The sequence below is a fragment of the Mesocryomonas fontinalis genome, from assembly GCF_055730125.2.
In genome coordinates, this window is sequence record NZ_JBUZWG020000001.1 from 833403 (window position 1) to 852386 (window position 18984).

Genomic DNA, 18984 nt, shown 5'->3' on the forward strand with positions numbered 1-18984 from the left:
CGATGACCAGCCAGGACGTCCTCGACGTCTTCCGCAAGGCTGGCGCCTATCTCGAAGGCCATTTCATCCTGACCTCGGGGCTGCGCAGCCCGATCTTCCTGCAGAAGGCGCGCGTCTTCATGCATGCCGACCTGACCGAGAAGCTCTGCCGGGCACTGGCGGCGCGGATTAAGGCCGAGGTGCCGGGGGACATCGACTACGTCGTCGGCCCCGCCGTCGGTGGACTGATCCCGGCCTACGAGACGTCGCGCCACCTCAAGGTGCCGGCGATCTGGGTCGAGCGCGAGAACGGCCAGTTCCGCCTGCGTCGCTTCGAGGTGGAGCCGGGGGCGCGCGTGGTGATCGTCGAGGACATCGTCACCACCGGCCTGTCGATCCGCGAGACCATCGTCTGCATGCGCGAGCTCGGCGCCGAGGTGGTGGCGGCGGCTTGCCTGATCGACCGCTCGGCGGGGAAGGCCGATGTCGGCGTGCCGCTGATCGCGTTGGCGGAAGTCGCAGTTCCCGCCTATCCCGCCGACGCCCTGCCGCCGGAGCTCGCCGCAATTCCGCCGATCAAACCGGGTAGCCGCTCGCTCTGATCGGGCTGCCGATTTTTCCGCTGACCACGGCGGCCGTCACGCCTTCCGCACCATGCCGGGAAGCCCCATTCTAGAGCCTGCAACCCTCGCCGGGCCGGCGCACTGAAGGATCGACATGCTGTTTCGCCGGCGGGAAAAGCTCGGCTTCATCGCCAAGATGCGTAGCCTGTGGCCGCGCCGGTCATGGGGCCGTGCGCTGCGGTACCTGCAGAAGCGCGTGCTGCGGCTGCGGGCGACGCCGCATGCGATCGCCGCCGGCTTTGCCGCGGGCATCTTCGCCTCGTTTACGCCTTTCCTCGGCTTCCACATCATCCTGGCCTTCGCCATCGCCTACCTCGTCGCCGGCAATCTCGCCGCGGTGGTGCTGGGCTGCACGGTCTGCGGCAATCCCTTGACCTACCCGTTCATCTGGGCTTCGACCTACGAGCTCGGCCGCTACTTCGTCCGGGCGCCGGAACTCGGCGGCCCGCCGCCGGAATCGCTCGGCCATGCGCTGGAGCACATGAATATCGCAGCGATCTGGGAGCCGGTGCTGAAGCCCATGCTGATCGGCTCGCTGCCGCTCGGCATCGGCTTTGCGCTGGCGGGCTACGGCCTCGTCTTCGCTACCGCGCGCAGCTTCCAGCAGCGCCGCGCGCGCCAGCTCCTGCAGCGGGTCGAGGCGGCGCATGCCAGCCGGGCCGGCGCGGCCGGGGAGGCGTCATGATCATCGGCGTCGGCAGCGACCTCATCGACATCCGCCGCATCGAGAAGACGCTGGAGCGCCATGGCGCCCGCTTCATCGACCGCATCTATACGCCGATCGAGAAGGCGAAGTCCGAGCGGCGCAACCAGCGCGCGGCCTCCTATGCCAAGCGCTTCGCCGCCAAGGAGGCCTGCGCCAAGGCGCTGGGAACCGGCCTCGCGCAAGGCGTGTTCTGGCGCGACATGGGCGTCGTCAACCTGCCGAGCGGCGCGCCGACCATGGCGCTGACCGGCGGTGCCGCCGCGCGCCTCGCCAGGCTGATGCCGGCTGGCCATCAGCCCTACATCCACGTGACCATCACCGACGACTACCCGCTCGCCCAGGCTTTCGTGATCATCGAGGCCCGCCCCGCCATGGCATCGGCCGACGGCGCCTTGCCCTGACGAGCCGCTGCCGACGGGCGTCCGGGCTCGGGTTCGGTCTTTGTTCGCCCGGGCCAATTGCTCCGGCGGGGCTTAGCCGCTAGTAAGGCCGCTGCGGTCCCGGCCGCGAATTTCCACACACACTGCGTTTTCGCGATCTCTGAAGGAACGGGCATGGGCGATCGGGCCGAAGCAAAGGCAAGCGGCGGTTTCGGCGAAACGGTCAAGGTCATCGTGCAGGCGCTGCTGCTGGCGCTGGTGATCCGCACCGTGCTGTTCCAGCCGTTCTCGATCCCGTCGGGCTCGATGATGCCAACGCTGGTCGAGGGCGACTACCTCTTCGTCTCCAAGTGGAGCTACGGCTACAGCAAGTATTCGCTGCCTTCGCTGCCACCCTATGTCGGCTACCTGCCGACCGAGGGCCGGGTGCTCGCCTTCACGCCGACCCGCGGCGACGTCGTCGTGTTCCGCAAGCCGCACGAGGAAGAGACCGACTACATCAAGCGTCTGATCGGCCTGCCGGGCGACCGTATCCAGGTGCGGGACGGCGTCCTCTTCATCAACGATGTCGCCGTGCCGCGCGTGCCGGAGGGCGACTTCACCGCCGAGGACGGCAGCAAGGTGCCGCAGTTCCGCGAGACGCTGCCGAACGGCGTGACCTACCTGACGCTCGACCTCAACCCGAACTCCTCCGGCGACAATACGCGCGAGTTCGTGGTGCCGCCGGACCATTACTTCATGATGGGCGACAACCGCGACAACTCGCTGGATAGCCGCTTCGACGTCGGCTACGTGCCCGCCGAGAACCTCGTCGGCAAGGCGCAGGTGATCTTCTTCTCGATCGGCGGCGGCGAGTCGCCCCTGAAGATCTGGCGCTGGCCGACGGAGCTTCGGCTGGACCGCGTCGCGACATGGCTAAGCTAAGGCCGGACCGCTCGCTCGACGAACTCGAACGCCGCATCGGGGTCAAGCTTTCCGACCGCAAGCGGCTCGAGCGGGCGGTGACCCATTCGAGCCTGCGCGGCGGCGGGACGGCGTCGAGCTACGAGCGGCTCGAATTCCTCGGCGACCGCGTCCTTGGGCTGGTCATCGCCGAAAAGCTGTTCGAGATGTTTCCGAAAGCCAGCGAAGGCGAGATGTCGCTGCGGCTGAACTCGTTGGTCTCGGCCGAGGCCTGCGCCGAGATCGCCGACGAGATCGGCCTGGCCGACTTCATCCGCCACGGCGGCGACGTGAAGAAGGTCAAGGACGAGAAGAGCCGCAACATCCGCGCCGATGTGATAGAATCGCTGATCGCCGCGATCTATCTCGGCAACGGGCTGGCGGATGCGCGCGACTTCATCCACCGGCTCTGGGGCGACAAGCTCGGCAGCGCGGTTTCAGCGCGCCGAGACGCCAAGACCGCCCTGCAGGAATGGGTGCACACCCGCACCACGGTGGCGCCGCGCTACGAGATCGTCGAGCGGACCGGCCCCGACCACGACCCGGTCTTCACCGTGCGCGCGGTGATCGAGAATGTTCAGCCCGCCGAGGGCACCGGCCGCTCCAAGCGGCTGGCGGAGCAGGAGGCGGCAAGCGCGGTCCTGCTGCGCGAAGGTATCTGGAAGGACGAAAGTTGAGCGACGAGACCCCCAACGGGGATATCCCCGAGATCGAGCCCAAGCGGGTTAACCCTGAGCCTGAGCCCGAGACAGCCAAGACGGCTGGGATCCCCGAGACGGGCGCGAGCCCTGCCGTCGAGACGCGGGCCGAGGCGGCCAATGCCGCGGCCGTCGAGGCCGGCACCCGCTCGGGCTTCGTCTCGCTGCTCGGCGCGCCGAATGCCGGCAAGTCGACGCTGGTCAACAAGCTGGTCGGCACCAAGGTCTCGATCGTCACCCACAAGGTCCAAACGACGCGGGCGCTGGTGCGCGGCATCGCCATCGAGGACAAGACGCAGATCGTCTTCGTCGACACCCCCGGCGTCTTTGCGCCGAAGCGCCGGCTCGACCGCGCGATGGTCAAGACCGCCTGGACCGGCGCGCGCGACGCCGACGTCGTGCTGGCCATCATCGACGTCGAACGCGGCCTCACCGAGGAGGTCGAGGCGATCCTCGAGCGCCTGAAGGAGAGCCCGCTGCCGGTCGTGCTTCTTCTCAACAAGGTCGACCTCATCCAGCGCGACAGGCTGCTCGGCCTCACCAAGGACATCACCGAGCGCGGTATCGCCTTCGAGAAGGTGTTCATGATCTCGGCGCTGAAGGGCTCCGGCTGCCCCGACCTGATGGCCTGGCTCGCCCAGCGCCTGCCGGCCGGCCCCTGGTACTATCCCGAGGACCAGATCACCGACCTGCCGATCCGCCAGCTCGCCGCCGAGATCACCCGCGAAAAGCTGTTCCTGCGCCTGCACCAGGAACTGCCCTATGCGAGCCATGTCGAGACCGAGCTCTGGAAGAAGCGCGAGGATGGCTCGATCCGCATCGAGCAGACCATCTTCGTCGAGCGCGAGAGCCAGAAGAAGATCGTCATCGGCCACAAGGGCGAGACCATCAAGGCGATCGGCCAGTCCGCCCGCCGCGAGATCTCGGAAGCCGCCGAGGAGACCTGCCACCTCTTCCTGTTTGTGAAGGTCCGGCAGAACTGGGGCGACGATCCCGAGCGCTACCGCGAGATGGGCCTCGACTTCTCCAGCTGAGGCAGGCGCTGTGCCGCCCGTCCGACAGGCTCCGTCGCTCGCCAGGCCTCGCTTCGTTGCGGAGGCCGGCTGATGGAATGGCGCGAGGAGGGCATCGTGCTCGGCGTGCGCCGGCACGGTGAGACCTCGGCGATGGTCGAGCTGGTCACGCGCGACCGCGGCCGGCAGATGGGCATCGTCCGCGGCGGCCGCTCGCGCAAGCAGCAGCCGGTGCTGCAGCCCGGCAACCAGGTCGAGGTGACCTGCCGCGCCCGGCTCGACGAGCACATGGGCACGATGACGCTGGAGCCGGTCGAGCTGCGGGCTGCCCGGCTGATGGAGAGCCCGGTCGGCCTGCACGGCATCCAGTTGCTCGCCGCCTACATCCGCCTGCTGCCGGAACGCGACCCGCATCCGCGGCTCTATGACGGCCTGAAGATCATCGTCTCGCACTTCAGTGACCCGCTGACCGTCGGCGAGCTGGTGCTCCGCTTCGAGATCGCGCTGCTCGAAGAGCTCGGTTTCGGGCTCGATCTCGACACCTGCGTTGCCACCGGCGTGCGCGAGAACCTCGTCTACGTCTCGCCGAAATCCGGCCGCGCCGTCAGCGCCGAGGCAGGCGCGCCCTGGCACGACAAGATGCTGGCCTTGCCGGCCTTCCTCGGCACCCTCGGCGCCCGTGCCGATGAAGCGGCGCTCGCCGACGGCTTTCGCCTGACGCGCTATTTCCTCGCCCGCCACGTCTGGTCGCCCCGCGGCCTCGACGAGCCGGCAGCCCGCGAGGCGATGATCGCCGCGATCGCCAAGGGGCTGCTAGGGTGAGGGGCTATTGCAGCAGGTAGAGACGGGTAGAGCGAGCCGGTCCGCCTGGCCCTTCGTCATCCCGGATCAAGTCCAGGAGGACGATCCTCAAAAGTGGCGCCACGTTAGGGACTGACGCGGCTACACCACAGCCGCCACCCCATGCATCCCGCGCATATCACCTTGCGACCCGCACCGGAGACCGCCATTTTTCCGTGACCTCCGCCGGTAAAAGTGGCAAAGCGTGCGCAAGACATGGGCAGGTGGGCACCTTGAAACTGATCCGTACGATTTCCGACCTCCGCCAGGCGCTCGGACCGGAGCGGCGCGTCGGACGCTCGATCGGCCTGGTGCCGACCATGGGCTATCTGCACGGTGGCCACATGGCGCTGGTGGACCGGGCCAAGGCGGCGTGTGATCTCGTCGTCGTCAGCATCTTCGTCAATCCGACGCAGTTCGGCCCGAACGAGGACCTCGCCAGCTATCCGCGCGACCTCGAAGCCGACCTAGCGCTATGCCGCGCGCACGGTGTTGACCTGGTCTTCGCGCCGGATGTCGCGGAAATGTACCCCGAGCCGATGCAGACCACGATCGACGTCTCGTCGCTGTCGTCGATTCTCATCGGCATCGACCGTCCCGGCCATTTCCAAGGCGTCGCGACCGTCGTCGCAAAGCTCCTGAACATCGCCCAGCCTGATCGCGCCTTCTTCGGCAAGAAGGATTTCCAGCAGCTCGCGGTCGTCAGCCGGATGGTGCACGACCTCTCGCTGCCGGTCGAGATTGTCGGCGTCGAGACCGTGCGCGAGGCGGACGGCCTTGCCGCGTCGTCGCGCAATGTCCGCCTGTCGCCGGAAGACCGTGCGGCGGCCGCAGTGATCTCGCAGGCGCTGGATAAGGCGGAGGCGATGGTCGCGGCCGGCGAGGGGGATCCGCGCAAGGTGGTGGCGACGGTGCGCGAGATCATCTCGGACGAGCCCCGCGCCACCGTCCGATCCGTCGACCTCCGCACCTCCGCGACGCTCGGAACGGTCGATCGCATCGATGCCGATGCGCTCGCCAGCGCACCGGTCGTGGTGCTCGTCACCGTCCGTTTCGGAGAGGTCCTCCTCATCGACCAGCGCGAAATCAACGGCACCCCGCTTGCATCAGGAGATCGCCGATGAGCGCCCAGACCAGCCTCAAGCGGATGACCGCCCCCGGCATCCTCGCCCGGAAGGGCGGCGATCCGATCGTCGCGCTGACGGCCTACAGCGCGCTGACGGCGCGGCTGGTCGATCCGCATGCCGACTTCCTGCTGGTCGGCGACAGCCTCGCCATGGTCGAGCACGGCATGGACTCGACGGTGGGCGCGACGCTGGAAATGATGATCCTGCATGGCGCGAGCGTCGTGCGCGGCTCCTCGACAGCGTTGGTCGTCGTCGATCTGCCCTTCGGCAGCTATGAGGAAAGCCCCGCCGTCGCCTTTCGCAACGCGGCAAGGCTGATGGCCGAGACCGGCTGCGGCGCGGTGAAGCTCGAGGGCGGCGTCCTGATGGCCGAGACCATCGCCTTCCTCACCAGCCGCGGCATTCCGGTAATGGCGCATATCGGGCTGACGCCGCAGGCGGTGAACACGTTCGGTGGCTTCAAGACGCAAGGCCGCGACCGCGCCGGCTGGGACGCGATCAAGGCCGATGCCGTCGCCGTCGCCGAGGCCGGCGCCTTTGCCGTCGTGGTCGAGGGCGTCGTCGAGCCGCTGAGCGTCGAACTCACCGCCGCCGTCGCGGTCCCCACCATCGGCATCGGCGCCTCGGCCGAGTGCGACGGCCAGATCCTGGTGCTGGAAGACATGCTCGGCTTCTCCCCGCGGGTGCCCCGCTTCGTCCGGAAATTCGGCGACCTGGGGCAAGGGGTGACGGACGCGGTAGCGGCCTATGCCGCTGCGGTGAAGGACCGGTCGTTTCCGGGGGCGGAGAACGTATACCTGCCGAAGGACTGATCGTCCTCAAGACGCACGGACGATCATTACCGCCGACGGCGAAAACCTCGATCAGGGGGCTCGCAATCAGTCACAGGGGGCGCGGCAGCTCACCCCCCTCTGCCTGCCGGCATCTCCCCCTCAAGGGGGAGAACGAGGCGTGCAGCGCTAGCTGACTTGCCGATCTCCCCACCCAAGGGGGAGATGGCCGGCAGGCCAAAGGGGGGCGCCAAAGGGTGCGGCTTCTACCCGAGCTCTCTTATACTGACGTCGCGAGAACCGCGTCGCCACTGCTCGTCTCGAGCGTCAGCGGCAGCACGAAGGGCGTGCCGGCGAAGGCGTCGGCGCCGCGGCCGATCGCCTTGATGGCGGCGACCATGCGCCCGCCGCGGCCGAGCTTCTCATCGGCCAGCGCGACCAGCCGGGCGTTGGGCGTCGCCGAGGGCGCGCGGCGCCGCAGCTCGTTCGCCAGAGCGGCCTCGTCGAGCTCGGGATTGATCGCGAGGGCGAGGATATAGGCGGCGGCGGTCGATCGGCTGATGCCGGCCCAGCAGTGGATGGCGAGCGGCGTCTGGCGGTCCCAGCGCGCGCCGAAGGCGAGGAGCTCGTCGAGATGCGTCTCGGCGGGCGCGACCATGCCGTCGAGCTCGGCGACGATGTCGTTCATGCCGAGGAAGAGGTGCCGCTCGGCCGCGACCTCGGCGGGACGCTCGACCACGGTGTTGACGTTGATCAGCGTGATGAGATCGCGGGCGCCATGCGCGGCGACGGTCGCCGGCAGTTCGGCAAGGGAGGAGACGACGAGATAGGTCATGCCGGACTTTCGGGCGTGTTCCTGGGGAGAGTGGAAGGGTGGAGCAGGCGGTCGAGTTCCTCGAACCGCGCGATGAACAGCCGTTCCACCTCGCCGGCGGGCCAGGGCTGGAACACCGCGGCGTCCGTCACGTCGCTGGTCGGCGCGCCGAAGAAGGCGGCAGCCTCCGCCGGCTTGAAGCCCGCCAGCAGCGTCGCCTCGCGATAGGCCGACAGACGGTCGGCGGCCTTGATCGCCTTCTCCACCGGTTTCGGGAGGTCCGCGGGCAAGCCGAAACGCCGGTGGATCGCCGTCTGCAGGCGCTTCTCCACCAGCCTGTAGTTGCCGCCCATCACGCTCTTGAACGGCGAGATCATGTCGCCGATGACGTATTCGGGCCCGTCGTGCAGGAGCGCCGCCATCCGCCAGCGCGGGTCGGGCTCGCTCGCCGCCACCACCGCCTCGACGATCAGCGAATGCTGCGCCACCGAGAAGGCGTGCTCGCCCGACGTCTGGCCGTTCCATCGGGCGACGCGGGCTAGGCCATGCGCGATGTCCTCGATCTCGACGTCGAGCGGCGAGGGGTCGAGGAGGTCGAGCCGCCGCCCCGACAGCATCCGCTGCCAGACGCGCGGCGGTGCGGCCGCCTTGGTGCGGCTCATTCGCCGTCCTCCGCCACCGCCGTGACCTCGGGCAGCGCGTAGCCGGCCCAGGCGGGGATGGTAACGTCCACCGGCACCCCGTCGACCGACAGCACGGTATCCTGGGCAAGGGCGAGGGCCAGCCGGTCGATCCGCACCAGCGCCATGCCGTCGCCACCGTCGCCGGCAAGGCCCGGAATCGCCGACAGCACGGTGCCGAGCAGCTTGTCGCCGGCCATCAGGGTCGCGCCCGGCGAGAGGTGTCCGTCCGCCTGCACCAGCACGATGCGCCGCCGCGCTGTGCCGCGGTGCTGCATGCGCGAGACGACCTCCTGGCCGACATAGCAGCCCTTCTTGAACGAGACGCCGCCGTTCTGGTCCAGCAGCACGTCGTGCGGGAAAACGTCCGAGGCCGGAAAGTCCTTCTCCGCCTCGGCGATGCCGGCGCGGATCCGCAGCCCCTCGAAGGCCGCGGCGGGCGCCTCCTCGCTGCCGGGCGGCGGCGCGCCATAGGCCCGGCCGACGGTCCCGTCGGAAAACCGCCGGTCGATCGGCAAATCACTCTCGAGATGGCGATCGACGACGGCGAAGACCCGGTCCGGACTGGCGGTGACCGTCACCTTGGCCCGCAGCTTGTAGAGCGCCAGTCGCTTGGCGAGGGCATCGCGGGCCGCGGCCGACACGTCGAGCCGGAGGCCGCCCTCGATGCGGCTGACGAGGAAATCGAACAGGATCTTCCCCTGCGGCGTCAACAGGGCGGAAGGGCGCGCCTCGCCGGGGCCGAGCAGATCGAGGTCGGAGGTGACGAGGTTCTGCAGAAAGCTCTCGGCGTCCTCGCCCGTCACGTCGAGGACGGACCGGTCGGTCAGGCTGATATAGGACATGCCGTTCGCTTTCGGTCGCTTGTCAGGGGCGTCAGGGTTACGTAAGCCGCAAGCCATGCAGGAACAAGCGAGGAGCCGCCTCTTGTCCACCACCCCCCTCTACGATCTCGTTCTCAAGGGCGGCACCGTCGTCAACCAGGACGGCGAAGGCATCAGAGACGTCGGCGTCACCGCCGGCCGCATCGCCTTCATCGGGTCGATCGACGCCGCCTCGGCCGGCGAGGTCGTCGACTGCACCGGTCTGCACATTCTGCCCGGCGTCATCGACAGCCAGGTACATTTCCGCGAGCCCGGCCCGACCCACAAGGAAGATCTCGGATCGGGCTCGCGCGCGGCCGTGCTCGGCGGCGTCACAGCCGTGTTCGAGATGCCGAACACCGACCCGCTGACGACGAGCGAGGCAGCGCTCGCCGACAAGGTGGCGCGGGGCCATCACCGCATGCACTGCGACTTCGCCTTCTGGGTCGGCGGCACGCGGGAGAACGCGAAGGATGTCGCCGAGCTCGAGCGCCTGCCTGGCGCTGCCGGCATCAAGGTGTTCATGGGCTCCTCCACCGGCTCGCTGCTGGTCGAGGACGATTCGGGCGTGCGCGAGATCCTGAAGCGCACCCGCCGGCGCGCCGCCTTCCACTCCGAGGACGAGTTCCGGCTGCGCGAGCGGATGGATTTCCGGGTTCCCGGCGACCCGTCCTCGCACCCGGTCTGGCGCGACGCCGAGGCGGCGCTCCTCTGCACGCAGCGCCTCGTCGGGATCGCCGAGGAAGTCGGCGCGCGCATCCACGTCCTCCACATCTCGACCGCCGCGGAGATCGACTACCTGCAGACGCACAAGGACGTCGCCACCGCCGAGGCGACGCCGCACCACCTCACGATGACCGCCGACGACTATGCCCGGCTCGGCACCCTCCTGCAGATGAACCCGCCGGTGCGTTCCGCCGAGCACCGCGACCGCATCTGGCATGGCATCGTACAGGGCGTGATCGACGTCCTCGGCTCCGACCACGCACCGCATACGCTTGAGGAAAAGGCCAAGCCCTATCCGGCCTCGCCGTCGGGCATGACCGGCGTGCAGACGCTGGTGCCGATCATGCTCGACCACGTCGCCAACGGCCGCCTGTCGCTGCAGCGCTTCGTCGACCTCACCTCCGCCGGCCCGCAGCGCATCTTCGGCATCGCCAACAAAGGCCGGATCGCCTGCGGCTACGACGCCGACTTCACCGTCGTCGACCTGAAGCGCCAGCAGACCATCGAGAACGCCTGGATCGGCTCGAAGTCGCAGTGGACGCCCTATGACGGCAAGACCGTCACCGGCTGGCCGGTCGGCACCGTGGTCCGCGGGCGGCGGGTGATGTGGGAGGGGGAAATCACCGCCGCCGGCACCGGCGAGGCGGTGCGGTTCGGCGAGGCGCTGGGGCGCCGGTGAGTTGGGACGCTGGTGAGATTGTATCCAGGGATTGGATACAATCGAGAGCCTCGCTCTCTACCGCTTCGTGGCTTCATCGACATAGCCGCGGAGCACGCGGCTGATTTCGGCTTGGTATCCCCCCTTGGAGGCATGGGCGCGGAACCAGGCGACGATATCGGGTTCGAGCTGAATCATCACCGTCTGCTGAGGCGCATGCCCGGTGGGGGAGCGCCGACCTAGAAGCCAATTCTCCGACAGTGTTTCCGGGATGTCGTGCGTGTCGATCTCCTCATCGGGGAGCGCTTTGAGCGCATCGATCTCGGCACGCTCGCCCTCAGTTAGATCCTTGCTCATACATCCTCCTTTCCTGCGGTGTGGCCTTTCGTGCGCCGATGATCCTGACAGAATTTCCGTCGTCGCCATCAGGGTATGTATGAACGACGAGGAGGACAAGAACGCTGCCGACGATGCCAATCGCATGCCAGCGCTCCTCGCCGTCGACGACACGGTCGAATGCGACCATATGCAAAGGATCGTCGAACACGCGCTCCGCCAGGGCGAAGGACACGTGGTGCTTGGCAAGGTTGCGCTGAGCCTTGCCAGGATCCCATGCGAATCGCATCGTTTGTAATTCCGATTTGCGGGCAGATGCGAACCGAACCGGAGCGGAAGCGACGCTGAGCAACGATGGCACTGCCGTCAGAATGGCACAGTTCGGACCGGTCTGCATCGGCGGTCTTCTCGTCGCACCTACAGGCGTTCATGCCTCCGCTTCGTCAGCGCGTCATCTCCGGCACCCATTCGCACCCGCGACCGTCGTCATCCCGGATCAAGTCCAGGATGACGAGGGCATGTGCGCGTCGATACACGAAAGGGCGAGTAAGAGGGCCCGTATGTAGGCCGGCGCCTACCGCTTCGCCTCCCACGTTGTCACGCGTTCCCCGGCCGCATCCTTGCCGTCCTTCAACTGGATGCCTTCGGCGAGGAGTTCCGCCCGGATCGCATCGGCGCCGGCAAAGTCCTTCGCCTTCAACAGCGCCAGACGATCCGCCACCCGGGCCGCAATCGTGGGGTCTTCCGCCGCGGTTTCAGTCGGCGCCACTGCCAGCGTGAGTCCGATCAGCTCGGCCGAGGCCCTCAGCGCTGCCGGGTCGGACTTGCGCAGGACGTGCAGCTCGGCGATGGCGGCCGAGCCGCCGAGGTCGTCGGACCAGGCGTCGATGAAGCGTTGCGAGGGCTGGCTCGCGGCAACGCCTTCGGCGGCGCGGCTCCAGGCGGCCAGCGCTTCGTCCGCCTCCTCCAGCCGCTTCACCGAGAAGTCGATCGGTTCCTTGTAGTGGGTCATCAGCATGGCCAAGCGCAGCACCGCGCCGTCCCACTTCCGGCCGCCGAAGGTCTCGCTCTCCAGGAGCTCGGCGATGGTAATGAAGTTGCCGTCGGACTTCGACATCTTCTTGCCCTCGAGCTGCAGGAAGCCGTTGTGCATCCAGATCGACGCCATGTCGCGCGTGCCGTGGGCGCAGCGCGACTGGGCGATCTCGTTCTCGTGGTGCGGAAAGATCAGGTCGAGCCCGCCGCCGTGGATGTCGAAGACCTCGCCGAGATAGGCTTGCGACATGACGGAGCACTCGATGTGCCAGCCCGGCCGGCCGCGGCCCCAGGGGCTGTCCCAGCCGGGCTCGTTGTCGTCTGACAGCTTCCAGAGGACGAAGTCGCCGGGGCTCTTCTTGTGGCTCTCGACCGCCACGCGCGCTCCGGCCTGCTGGTCCTCGAGCTTGCGGTTGGAAAGCTTGCCATAGTCCGGCATCGAGGTGACGTCGAACAGCACCTCGCCCCCCGCGACATAGGCATGGCCGCGGGCGACGAGGGCGGAGATCATCGACACCATGTCGGGCTTGCCGTCGCTGCGGGCGCCAACGAAGTCGGTGGCGCGCGGCTGGTGCGTCGGGGGCAAGGCGCCGAGCGCGGTTGCGTCCTTCTGGAACTGCGCCGCCGTCGTTTCGGTGACCCGGCGAATCGCCTCGTTCAGCGGCAGACCGGGAAAATCGCGCGCCGCCCGCGCGTTGATCTTGTCGTCGACGTCGGTGAGGTTTCTGACATAGGTCACGTGGTCGGCGCCGTAGAGATGGCGCAGCAGGCGGAACAGCACGTCGAACACGATCACCGGCCGCGCGTTGCCGATATGGGCGAAGTCGTAGACCGTCGGCCCGCAGACATACATCCGCACCTGTCTTTCAGCTTCGGGAATGGCCGGGTTCGACCAGTCGAGCGGACGAAACTCCTGCCTGGCGCGGGTCATGGTGTTGGTGAGCCGAAGGCCTCTGTATCCGTCGTCCATCGTGTGTCCTCCCCGTCTGCCGGGCATCATTCCGTCAATGCTGCAGTGCAGCAGGTACCTGCAATTCGCTGCCAAGACAAATCAGGGCCGTCGGACAGGTGAGGCAAGTTAAGCTTTGGTTTACCATGCTGCACCGCATCTTGTGTCTTCTCCGCCACTGCTGTGGAGTAATACCGAATGATAAGAAACGTGTTTAAGTTTGAGTTAGGTTCGGTCGCTAAACTGACTCAATCGCGGCTATCTTCAAGCCTGCATTGAGCCCCTTAGGAAAAACCATGTCCGAGAATTCCGCCAAGTTCCGTTCCAAGAGCGACCGCGCCAACGAAGTCGACCTGCTCGCCAAGTACCGCGAGATCGGCATCGCCGCCATCGCCGCCGCCAACCAGACCTTCCGCAAGAAGACGCAGAAGTCCGAGCCGCGCCGCCAGCAGATCGTCGCCTACGCCGACTAAGTCGAAAGCCGCCGGTCCGCGCGAGGATTGCCTTCGACGAGACGCTGGCGCGCCAGCGTCAGAGGAGGCTGGCCAGCAGGCTGAGCGACAGGGCTGCCATCACGGCCGCGATAAGCCCATCGAGAACACGCCAGGCAGCGGGTCTGGCGAACAGCGGCGCTAGAAGCCTTGCGCCGTAGCCGAGCGCGAAGAACCAGACGAACGAGGCGAGCATCGCCCCGCCGGCATAGGCGAGGCGCTCATCGAGCCCATGATAGCGCGCCGACAGGCTGCCGAGCAGCACCACGGTGTCGAGATAGACATGCGGGTTGAGGAAAGTCAGCCCGAGGACCGTGCCGAGCGCCGCCTTCAGCGATAATTGCCGGCCGCCGCGCACCGCCATCGCCGCCGGCCTCAGCGCCCTCCGTAAGGCGATCACCGCATAGGCTGCGAGGAAGACCGCGCCCCCCAGCGTCACAACCAGAATCAGCGTCGGATGCGCCGAGATCGCCGCGCCAAGACCCGCGACCCCCGCCGCGATCAGCAGCGCATCGCTGAGCGCGCACACCAGACACAGAACGAAGACATGGTTGCGCACCAGCCCGCGCTCCAGGATGAAAGCATTCTGCGCGCCGATCGCGACGATCAGGCTGAGGCCGAGCGCAAAGCCGCGGAGGGCGGGTTCGATCATATCAGGCGTTCCGTGGTCACGCGGGGTCCGGGATGGGTGGTACGCACCTTAAAGAGGGAGGTAGCAATTCACCCCCCTCTGTCCTGCCGGACATCTCCCCCTCAAGGGGGGAGATCGGATAATCCAGCCGGCCATGCGCTCGATCTCCCCCCTTGAGGGGGAGATGCCGGCAGGCAGAGGGGGGTGGGAGCCCCGCCAAGCCGCTCCCGTCCCCGCCCGAGCGCCCGCCTCAGTGCTTGGCGATGAACGCCGCCAGCAGGTCCCGCGCCGCTTTCAGATCGGTCTTGTCGATCATCTCGGCGACGGTGTGGATGTAGCGGGTGCCGACGACGATGCCGATGGCGCGCGCACCCGATGCCGCTTGCTGCAGGGCTGCGCCGTCCTGGCCGCCGCTGGCCAGCACGGTGCGCTGGAACGGGATCTCCTTGGCGGTGGCGATGGCCTCGAACTCGGCGACGAGGCCGCGGTCGGAAATGAAAGAGCCGTCCTTCAGGTGAATGCCGACGCCGGCGCCCTGGACCGTGGTGCGGTCCTTCTCCGGCACGCCGGGGGTGTCGCAGCAGAGCGTGGTGTCGACGCCGATGCCGATGTCGGGCTTCACCGCAAACGCCACCGTGCGCGCGCCGCGCAGGCCGATCTCCTCCTGCACGGTGAAGGCGACGGTCAGCTCGCAGTCGTGCGACCAGCCCTTGTCGATCATGCGCCGGACGGCTTCGAGGCCGAGCCAGCAGGCGATGCGGTTGTCGAGCGCCTTGGAGACGATCTTGCCGCCCATTTCGGTGAAGGGCTCGTCCATGACGACGCTGTCGCCGATCTTGAAGATGTCCTTGGCCGCCGCGCCGTGGCCGGTGTCGATGATGAAGTCGGCGGGCTCGGGTACCTTCTTGCGGTCTTCGGGCGACTGGATGTGGATCGGCTTGCCCTCGGCGTTCATCACGCCCTTGTGGTCGCCGGTCTCGCTGCACACGAGGACGCGGCGCGAGAACAGGTTGCGCGGGTCGAAGCCGCCGAGCGGCTGGACGTGCAGGAAACCCTTGTCGGTGACGTGGCTGACGATGAAGCCGATCTCATCCATGTGGCAGGCCAGCATGATCTTCTCGGGGTTCTTGCCCTTGCCCTTCCGGGTGCAGACGAGGGACCCCATCGGATCGGTGGCGATCTCGTCGAACAGGAGCTTTGCCTCCGTCTCGATCAGCGCGCGCACGCGCTCCTCGCGGCCGGGAATGCCGGGCGTTTCGCACAGGCGCTTGAGAAGATCGAGGTTCACGGGCGAACTCCTGGGAAGGGATCAGAACAGGCTTTGCTGGGCCGGCCCCTGGTCGAGGTCTGGCGCGGCATCGTCGCCTTCCTTATCCCCGGGCCGGCGACGGGCCGCAAGATCCCCGTGCCGGGGACGGGCCGCAAGCGCGATCGGTGCCTGGACGTCGGGCGTGACGTTCGCCACCTTGTTGACCTTGTCGGAGACGGCGATGGCTTCGAACACGTCCTCGTTGGCCCGCCCCATCAGGCCGGCGACGTCGGGTGGCGCATAGTCGCGGCAGTTCAGCCACATCTCGAAGCCGCCCTCGGGAATTACCACCGGCATGCGGTCGTGGATCGGGCGCAGCGTCTGGTTGGCCGCCGTGGTGAGGATCGCGGCCGTATCGATCTCCGAGCCGTCCGGCGCGTGCCAGGTCTCCATCACGCCGGCAAAGGCGATCGGCCGGCCGGAACGGGGTTTCAGGAAAAAGGCCTGCACCGGCTTGCCCTTGGCATCGCGCTGCCACTCATAGAAGCCGCTCGCCGGGATCAGGCAGCGCCGGTACTTCATCGCCGCCTTGAAGGCGTTCTTCTCCGCCGCCGTCTCGGCACGGGCATTGTTTAGGAGCGGAAAGCCCTTCAGCTCCTTCACCCAGCTCGGAATGAAGCCCCAGCGCACCAGCCGCGCCTCGCGGCCCGGGCGGTTGGCATCCGGCCGCGCCTCGGTGCCGCCGAGGGCGATGAGGATCGGCTGCGTCGGCGCGATGTTGTAGCGCGGTGGAAACTCCTCGAGCTCGAGGAGGGCCAGCATTTCGGCGACCTCACGGGGCGCCGCCGTCAGGGTGAAGCGACCGCACATGCGCCGGTTGAGCCCGAGCGCTCCGGCCATGTCAAGCGCAGTGAGGGCAGCCGGCGGGTAAGCCAAGAGGCGGCGCGGCCGCCGTTCGCTAAGGGGAGGGCCTTGCCAAGCCCTGCCGGGGTGTTAGGTGGCGTTGCCATGAGCGATCTTCCCCTTCTCGCCGTTTCCGCCTGTCTGTTCCGCGCCGGCAAGGTGCTGCTGGTCGAACGCGGCCGGGAGCCGTTCGCGGGCAAGTTCTCGCTGCCCGGCGGCAAGGTGCGCTTCGGCGAACCGCTGGCCGAGGCGGTCGCACGCGAGGTGCAAGAGGAGACCGGCCTCGCAGTGCCAAGCTATCCCTTCTTCTGCCTGCACGAGGTGATCGAGGACGGATTGCACGTCGTCATCGCCGTTCACCGCGGCGTCCGGGAAGTGCCGGTCGGCGAGGATCCGGTGGCGGCGGACGACGTCAAATCCTGTCACTTCGTTGAGATCGCCGACCTGCCGGGCCTCGCCGAGCAAGGTCTTCTGACTACGGGTCTCGTGCCGCTGGTCGAGAGCGCCCACCGGTCCCATCTGCTGGGCCTCTGATCCCCGGCAATTCATCGCCGGGACATCGGCGAGGCGTCCGGTGCGCTTGTTGCGGGAATGGCGCAGCGGAAAACCATTCCGAAGCCCGCGCGCCGCGATTCTTGCAATTTTCTTAACGCGACGGCAGACCTGCGGCATGAAATGCTCGATTCCCGTCCGCCTGCCATTGTTCGGCGCGATGCTGCTGTGTGCCGTCCTCATCGGCAGCACCGGCGCTGATGCACAGAGCAAGACGCCGGCGGCCGAGGTCGCTGTTCCCGACGCGGCTGCGACACCCGGGCGGGCGAGCGGCGCGGCTTTCATGAAGCCACTCGGCCGGCTGTCGTCGATCCTGGGGTCGGTGCATTTCCTGCGAAAGCTCTGCGGCGACGAGAACGCCAATGTCTGGCGCACCAAGATGAGCGATCTCCTGACGGCGCAGTCGCCGAGCCCCGCCGACCGGGAAATTCTGGTCGCCGCCTTCAACAGCGGGTACCGCGCGTTCGAATCGACCTACCGGAAATGCACCCCGGCGGCGCGTGTGGCGGTGGCCCGATATCAGGAGGAGGGAGCGACCCTCAGCCGCGAGATCAGCGCAAGGTACGGAAATTAACGATTTGCTAATGATGCAGCAGAAACCAGTGATTTGCCGCCAGCGGATCGTGTTAGGACCTTAACGACACGTGAAGCCGAAAGGCTAAATGAGAGGAATTGCGATGGTCGATTTGCCGAATGCCGAACTCGACGCGATGATCGAAGCCGAGAAGAAGCAGGTCGCGTTCGAGTATCACAATGAAGCTTGGGCAGACGGAATATCCGACGGCATCGAAGCGGAAATCCTGGCCGAGACGGCGATCTCGACGGCGCTGACCGAACTCGTTCGGCTGCATGGCGAAGAGGAAGTCCTGCAGCTGCTCGACGGCCTGCGCGACCGCATCCGTTTCGGCGAGTTCCGTGCCGATCGCGGCCTTCACTAGGCCCATCTTCACCGCCACCGTCCGGCGGATGTCACGAGGACGCAAATCATGTCAGCTGACGCACTCCGGCGGTCCCGGCCGCATTCGCTTTCTCTGCCGAGGCTGATTCGCCCGGCAGGGTTTTCCGCAGGGCTTGCGGCCGCCGTCTGGTTGCTCGCCACGCCCTTGCCGGCTGCCGCCTTCTCCCAGATCGGATCGCAGGACGGCTCGGACCGCCAGAAGGACGGGATCGTCTCCGTCCCGCTGCCGCCGTTGCCCGGTGCCGCCACTCCGCCCGTGGCGGAGAGCCCGGCCGTGACGCCTTCTGGCGCGGCGCCAACCGGCGTCGCCCCCGCCGCCGCCGCTCCGGCCGCTACCACACCGGCGAGCCCGGCCGCGGCACCGACCGAGCCCGCGACGCCGCCTTCGTCCGGCGCGCCGGCTGCCTCGCCCCTGACCGCGCCCGCGCCGCCTTCGGCCGAGCCCGCGCCGGACGACGGCACGACCGAAGAGGGCGAGGCGCCAGCCGAGACAGACGATCCGGGCGAAGGCGCTGCCGATCCTGCAGCGGCGGCGCCGGACGGCGATCCGGCCGCGGCGGCGAGCGCCAACACGCCGCCGGCGCAGATCTTCTACGGCGATGACGGCCTGCCGCCGGCGGTGCGCGATCTCCGCCAGAAGCTTATCGAGATCTGCCGCACCGGCAATATCGAGGCGCTCCGCCCGTATCTGCAGGGCGGGGAGGATGCGACCGTGCTGACGTTCGGCGGCGCCGAGGGCGATCCGATCACGCTCCTGAAGTCGGCCTCCGGCGACGGCGAGGGCGTCGAGATGCTGGCGATCCTGCTCGAGGTCCTGCAGGCCGGGCACGTGCGCAGCGAGCCCGATACCGACGGCGAGATTTTCGTCTGGCCGTATTTCACCGGCGTTCCCATCGACAAGCTGACCAACCCGCAGAAGGTCGAGCTGTTCGAGCTCGTCACCGCCGGCGACTATCAGGAAATGCTGGGCTTCGGCGCCTACAACTTCTACCGCGTCGGCATCTCGCCCGACGGCAAGCTGCAGTTCTTCGTCGCCGGCGATTGATCGTCGGGGCTGGCGC

Annotated in this window: 24 protein-coding genes; 15 read left to right on the plus strand and 9 right to left on the minus strand. The window is 67.7% G+C overall.

Annotated features, from left to right (window positions below; all coding sequences use genetic code 11):
* Nucleotides 1-2: 2 nt before the first annotated feature.
* The 9 genes from pyrE (at nucleotide 3) to panB (ending at nucleotide 7120) form a co-directional block, all read left to right on the plus strand.
* Complete coding sequence (gene pyrE, locus ACZL02_RS03785) at nucleotides 3-581, plus strand: orotate phosphoribosyltransferase (RefSeq protein ID WP_472939104.1); 579 nt, start codon at nucleotides 3-5, stop codon at nucleotides 579-581.
* A gap of 115 nt (nucleotides 582-696) precedes the next feature.
* On the plus strand, nucleotides 697-1287 hold the full coding sequence (locus ACZL02_RS03790) for a DUF2062 domain-containing protein (RefSeq protein WP_472938839.1): 591 nt from the start codon (nucleotides 697-699) through the stop codon (nucleotides 1285-1287).
* A complete protein-coding gene (acpS, locus tag ACZL02_RS03795) occupies nucleotides 1284-1709 on the plus strand; it encodes a holo-ACP synthase (RefSeq protein ID WP_472938840.1) in 426 nt (141 codons plus the stop codon). Before ACZL02_RS03790 ends, acpS begins: the two co-directional genes overlap by 4 nt.
* 153 nt (nucleotides 1710-1862) lie before the next feature.
* Nucleotides 1863-2612, plus strand: coding sequence for a signal peptidase I (lepB, locus tag ACZL02_RS03800; RefSeq protein WP_472931526.1), 750 nt, complete (start codon nucleotides 1863-1865; stop codon nucleotides 2610-2612).
* The gene (rnc, locus tag ACZL02_RS03805; protein ID WP_472938841.1) at nucleotides 2600-3307 is read left to right on the plus strand and encodes a ribonuclease III; all 708 of its coding nucleotides are present in this window, start codon (nucleotides 2600-2602) and stop codon (nucleotides 3305-3307) included. The genes lepB and rnc overlap by 13 nt, the downstream gene beginning before the upstream one ends.
* A gap of 89 nt (nucleotides 3308-3396) precedes the next feature.
* The gene (era, locus tag ACZL02_RS03810) at nucleotides 3397-4362 is read left to right on the plus strand and encodes a GTPase Era (RefSeq protein ID WP_472939105.1); all 966 of its coding nucleotides are present in this window, start codon (nucleotides 3397-3399) and stop codon (nucleotides 4360-4362) included.
* Nucleotides 4363-4434: 72 nt separating this feature from the next.
* Nucleotides 4435-5163 carry a DNA repair protein RecO gene (gene recO, locus ACZL02_RS03815; RefSeq protein ID WP_472938842.1) on the plus strand — a complete coding sequence of 243 codons (729 nt, stop codon included), beginning with the start codon at nucleotides 4435-4437 and terminating at the stop codon, nucleotides 5161-5163.
* Between the two features lie 251 nt (nucleotides 5164-5414).
* A complete protein-coding gene (gene panC / locus ACZL02_RS03820; RefSeq protein WP_472938843.1) occupies nucleotides 5415-6305 on the plus strand; it encodes a pantoate--beta-alanine ligase in 891 nt (296 codons plus the stop codon).
* Nucleotides 6302-7120, plus strand: coding sequence for a 3-methyl-2-oxobutanoate hydroxymethyltransferase (gene panB, locus ACZL02_RS03825; protein WP_472938844.1), 819 nt, complete (start codon nucleotides 6302-6304; stop codon nucleotides 7118-7120). The genes panC and panB overlap by 4 nt, the downstream gene beginning before the upstream one ends.
* 238 nt (nucleotides 7121-7358) lie before the next feature.
* Here panB and ACZL02_RS03830 read toward each other — a convergent pair whose 3' ends face one another.
* Genes ACZL02_RS03830 through ygfZ form a run of 3 tightly spaced genes read right to left on the minus strand, consistent with a single transcriptional unit; the run spans nucleotide 7359 to nucleotide 9417 of the window.
* Nucleotides 7359-7913 carry a tyrosine phosphatase family protein gene (locus tag ACZL02_RS03830; protein ID WP_472938845.1) on the minus strand — a complete coding sequence of 185 codons (555 nt, stop codon included), beginning with the start codon at nucleotides 7911-7913 and terminating at the stop codon, nucleotides 7359-7361.
* Nucleotides 7910-8554 (minus strand): HD domain-containing protein, encoded by a 645-nt coding sequence (locus ACZL02_RS03835; RefSeq protein WP_472938846.1) that lies wholly within the window; start codon nucleotides 8552-8554, stop codon nucleotides 7910-7912. Before ACZL02_RS03835 ends, ACZL02_RS03830 begins: the two co-directional genes overlap by 4 nt.
* Entirely contained in the window at nucleotides 8551-9417 is an 867-nt protein-coding gene (gene ygfZ / locus ACZL02_RS03840; protein ID WP_472938847.1) for a CAF17-like 4Fe-4S cluster assembly/insertion protein YgfZ, read from the minus strand. The genes ACZL02_RS03835 and ygfZ overlap by 4 nt, the downstream gene beginning before the upstream one ends.
* An 82-nt stretch (nucleotides 9418-9499) precedes the next feature.
* Between ygfZ and ACZL02_RS03845 the strand changes: the two genes are divergently transcribed.
* A complete protein-coding gene (locus ACZL02_RS03845) occupies nucleotides 9500-10840 on the plus strand; it encodes a dihydroorotase (protein ID WP_472938848.1) in 1341 nt (446 codons plus the stop codon).
* A gap of 57 nt (nucleotides 10841-10897) precedes the next feature.
* On the opposite strand, the gene ACZL02_RS03850 is transcribed toward ACZL02_RS03845, so the two are convergent.
* The 3 genes from ACZL02_RS03850 to cysS form a co-directional block, all read right to left on the minus strand.
* Nucleotides 10898-11176: a BrnA antitoxin family protein gene (locus ACZL02_RS03850; protein ID WP_472938849.1), complete on the minus strand. Its 279-nt coding sequence runs from the start codon at nucleotides 11174-11176 to the stop codon at nucleotides 10898-10900.
* Nucleotides 11157-11552, minus strand: a complete 396-nt coding sequence (locus tag ACZL02_RS03855) for a BrnT family toxin (protein ID WP_472938850.1) — start codon at nucleotides 11550-11552, stop codon at nucleotides 11157-11159. The genes ACZL02_RS03850 and ACZL02_RS03855 overlap by 20 nt, the downstream gene beginning before the upstream one ends.
* Nucleotides 11553-11729: 177 nt before the next feature.
* Nucleotides 11730-13160, minus strand: coding sequence for a cysteine--tRNA ligase (cysS, locus tag ACZL02_RS03860; protein WP_472938851.1), 1431 nt, complete (start codon nucleotides 13158-13160; stop codon nucleotides 11730-11732).
* 275 nt (nucleotides 13161-13435) lie between these two features.
* Between cysS and ACZL02_RS03865 the strand changes: the two genes are divergently transcribed.
* Complete coding sequence (locus ACZL02_RS03865; protein WP_472938852.1) at nucleotides 13436-13612, plus strand: hypothetical protein; 177 nt, start codon at nucleotides 13436-13438, stop codon at nucleotides 13610-13612.
* A gap of 58 nt (nucleotides 13613-13670) precedes the next feature.
* Here ACZL02_RS03865 and ACZL02_RS03870 read toward each other — a convergent pair whose 3' ends face one another.
* From ACZL02_RS03870 to ACZL02_RS03880, 3 genes are all read right to left on the minus strand, one after another.
* Entirely contained in the window at nucleotides 13671-14282 is a 612-nt protein-coding gene (locus ACZL02_RS03870; RefSeq protein WP_472938853.1) for a LysE/ArgO family amino acid transporter, read from the minus strand.
* 229 nt (nucleotides 14283-14511) lie between these two features.
* Nucleotides 14512-15549: a M42 family metallopeptidase gene (locus ACZL02_RS03875; RefSeq protein WP_472938854.1), complete on the minus strand. Its 1038-nt coding sequence runs from the start codon at nucleotides 15547-15549 to the stop codon at nucleotides 14512-14514.
* Nucleotides 15550-15570: 21 nt separating this feature from the next.
* The gene (locus ACZL02_RS03880) at nucleotides 15571-16380 is read right to left on the minus strand and encodes an SOS response-associated peptidase (RefSeq protein ID WP_472939106.1); all 810 of its coding nucleotides are present in this window, start codon (nucleotides 16378-16380) and stop codon (nucleotides 15571-15573) included.
* A 138-nt stretch (nucleotides 16381-16518) separates the two neighbouring features.
* On the opposite strand from ACZL02_RS03880, the gene ACZL02_RS03885 reads away from it, so the two are divergent.
* From ACZL02_RS03885 to ACZL02_RS03900, 4 genes are all read left to right on the plus strand, one after another.
* On the plus strand, nucleotides 16519-16947 hold the full coding sequence (locus ACZL02_RS03885) for an NUDIX hydrolase (RefSeq protein ID WP_472938855.1): 429 nt from the start codon (nucleotides 16519-16521) through the stop codon (nucleotides 16945-16947).
* A 136-nt stretch (nucleotides 16948-17083) separates the two neighbouring features.
* A complete protein-coding gene (locus ACZL02_RS03890; protein WP_472938856.1) occupies nucleotides 17084-17539 on the plus strand; it encodes a TIGR02301 family protein in 456 nt (151 codons plus the stop codon).
* A 103-nt stretch (nucleotides 17540-17642) separates the two neighbouring features.
* Nucleotides 17643-17903 carry a hypothetical protein gene (locus ACZL02_RS03895; RefSeq protein ID WP_472931542.1) on the plus strand — a complete coding sequence of 87 codons (261 nt, stop codon included), beginning with the start codon at nucleotides 17643-17645 and terminating at the stop codon, nucleotides 17901-17903.
* A gap of 48 nt (nucleotides 17904-17951) precedes the next feature.
* Nucleotides 17952-18968 carry a hypothetical protein gene (locus tag ACZL02_RS03900; RefSeq protein WP_472938857.1) on the plus strand — a complete coding sequence of 339 codons (1017 nt, stop codon included), beginning with the start codon at nucleotides 17952-17954 and terminating at the stop codon, nucleotides 18966-18968.
* The last annotated feature ends 16 nt before the right edge of the window (nucleotides 18969-18984 follow it).

Bases quoted from the DNA above. Each gene is read 5' to 3' on its own strand.
- ACZL02_RS03900 (WP_472938857.1), top strand. From the start codon at position 17,952: ATGTCAGCTGACGCACTCCGGCGGTCCCGGCCGCATTCGCTTTCTCTG.
- rnc (WP_472938841.1), top strand. From the start codon at position 2,600: ATGGCTAAGCTAAGGCCGGACCGCTCGCTCGACGAACTCGAACGCCGC.
- ACZL02_RS03835 (WP_472938846.1), bottom strand. From the start codon at position 8,554: ATGAGCCGCACCAAGGCGGCCGCACCGCCGCGCGTCTGGCAGCGGATG.
- cysS (WP_472938851.1), bottom strand. From the start codon at position 13,160: ATGGACGACGGATACAGAGGCCTTCGGCTCACCAACACCATGACCCGC.
- ACZL02_RS03880 (WP_472939106.1), bottom strand. From the start codon at position 16,380: ATGTGCGGTCGCTTCACCCTGACGGCGGCGCCCCGTGAGGTCGCCGAA.
- acpS (WP_472938840.1), top strand. From the start codon at position 1,284: ATGATCATCGGCGTCGGCAGCGACCTCATCGACATCCGCCGCATCGAG.
- ACZL02_RS03870 (WP_472938853.1), bottom strand. From the start codon at position 14,282: ATGATCGAACCCGCCCTCCGCGGCTTTGCGCTCGGCCTCAGCCTGATC.
- pyrE (WP_472939104.1), top strand. From the start codon at position 3: ATGACCAGCCAGGACGTCCTCGACGTCTTCCGCAAGGCTGGCGCCTAT.
- lepB (WP_472931526.1), top strand. From the start codon at position 1,863: ATGGGCGATCGGGCCGAAGCAAAGGCAAGCGGCGGTTTCGGCGAAACG.
- ACZL02_RS03865 (WP_472938852.1), top strand. From the start codon at position 13,436: ATGTCCGAGAATTCCGCCAAGTTCCGTTCCAAGAGCGACCGCGCCAAC.
- ACZL02_RS03895 (WP_472931542.1), top strand. From the start codon at position 17,643: ATGGTCGATTTGCCGAATGCCGAACTCGACGCGATGATCGAAGCCGAG.
- ACZL02_RS03830 (WP_472938845.1), bottom strand. From the start codon at position 7,913: ATGACCTATCTCGTCGTCTCCTCCCTTGCCGAACTGCCGGCGACCGTC.
- ACZL02_RS03885 (WP_472938855.1), top strand. From the start codon at position 16,519: ATGAGCGATCTTCCCCTTCTCGCCGTTTCCGCCTGTCTGTTCCGCGCC.
- ACZL02_RS03890 (WP_472938856.1), top strand. From the start codon at position 17,084: ATGAAATGCTCGATTCCCGTCCGCCTGCCATTGTTCGGCGCGATGCTG.
- ACZL02_RS03855 (WP_472938850.1), bottom strand. From the start codon at position 11,552: ATGCAGACCGGTCCGAACTGTGCCATTCTGACGGCAGTGCCATCGTTG.
- panB (WP_472938844.1), top strand. From the start codon at position 6,302: ATGAGCGCCCAGACCAGCCTCAAGCGGATGACCGCCCCCGGCATCCTC.
- ygfZ (WP_472938847.1), bottom strand. From the start codon at position 9,417: ATGTCCTATATCAGCCTGACCGACCGGTCCGTCCTCGACGTGACGGGC.
- recO (WP_472938842.1), top strand. From the start codon at position 4,435: ATGGAATGGCGCGAGGAGGGCATCGTGCTCGGCGTGCGCCGGCACGGT.
- ACZL02_RS03790 (WP_472938839.1), top strand. From the start codon at position 697: ATGCTGTTTCGCCGGCGGGAAAAGCTCGGCTTCATCGCCAAGATGCGT.
- ACZL02_RS03850 (WP_472938849.1), bottom strand. From the start codon at position 11,176: ATGAGCAAGGATCTAACTGAGGGCGAGCGTGCCGAGATCGATGCGCTC.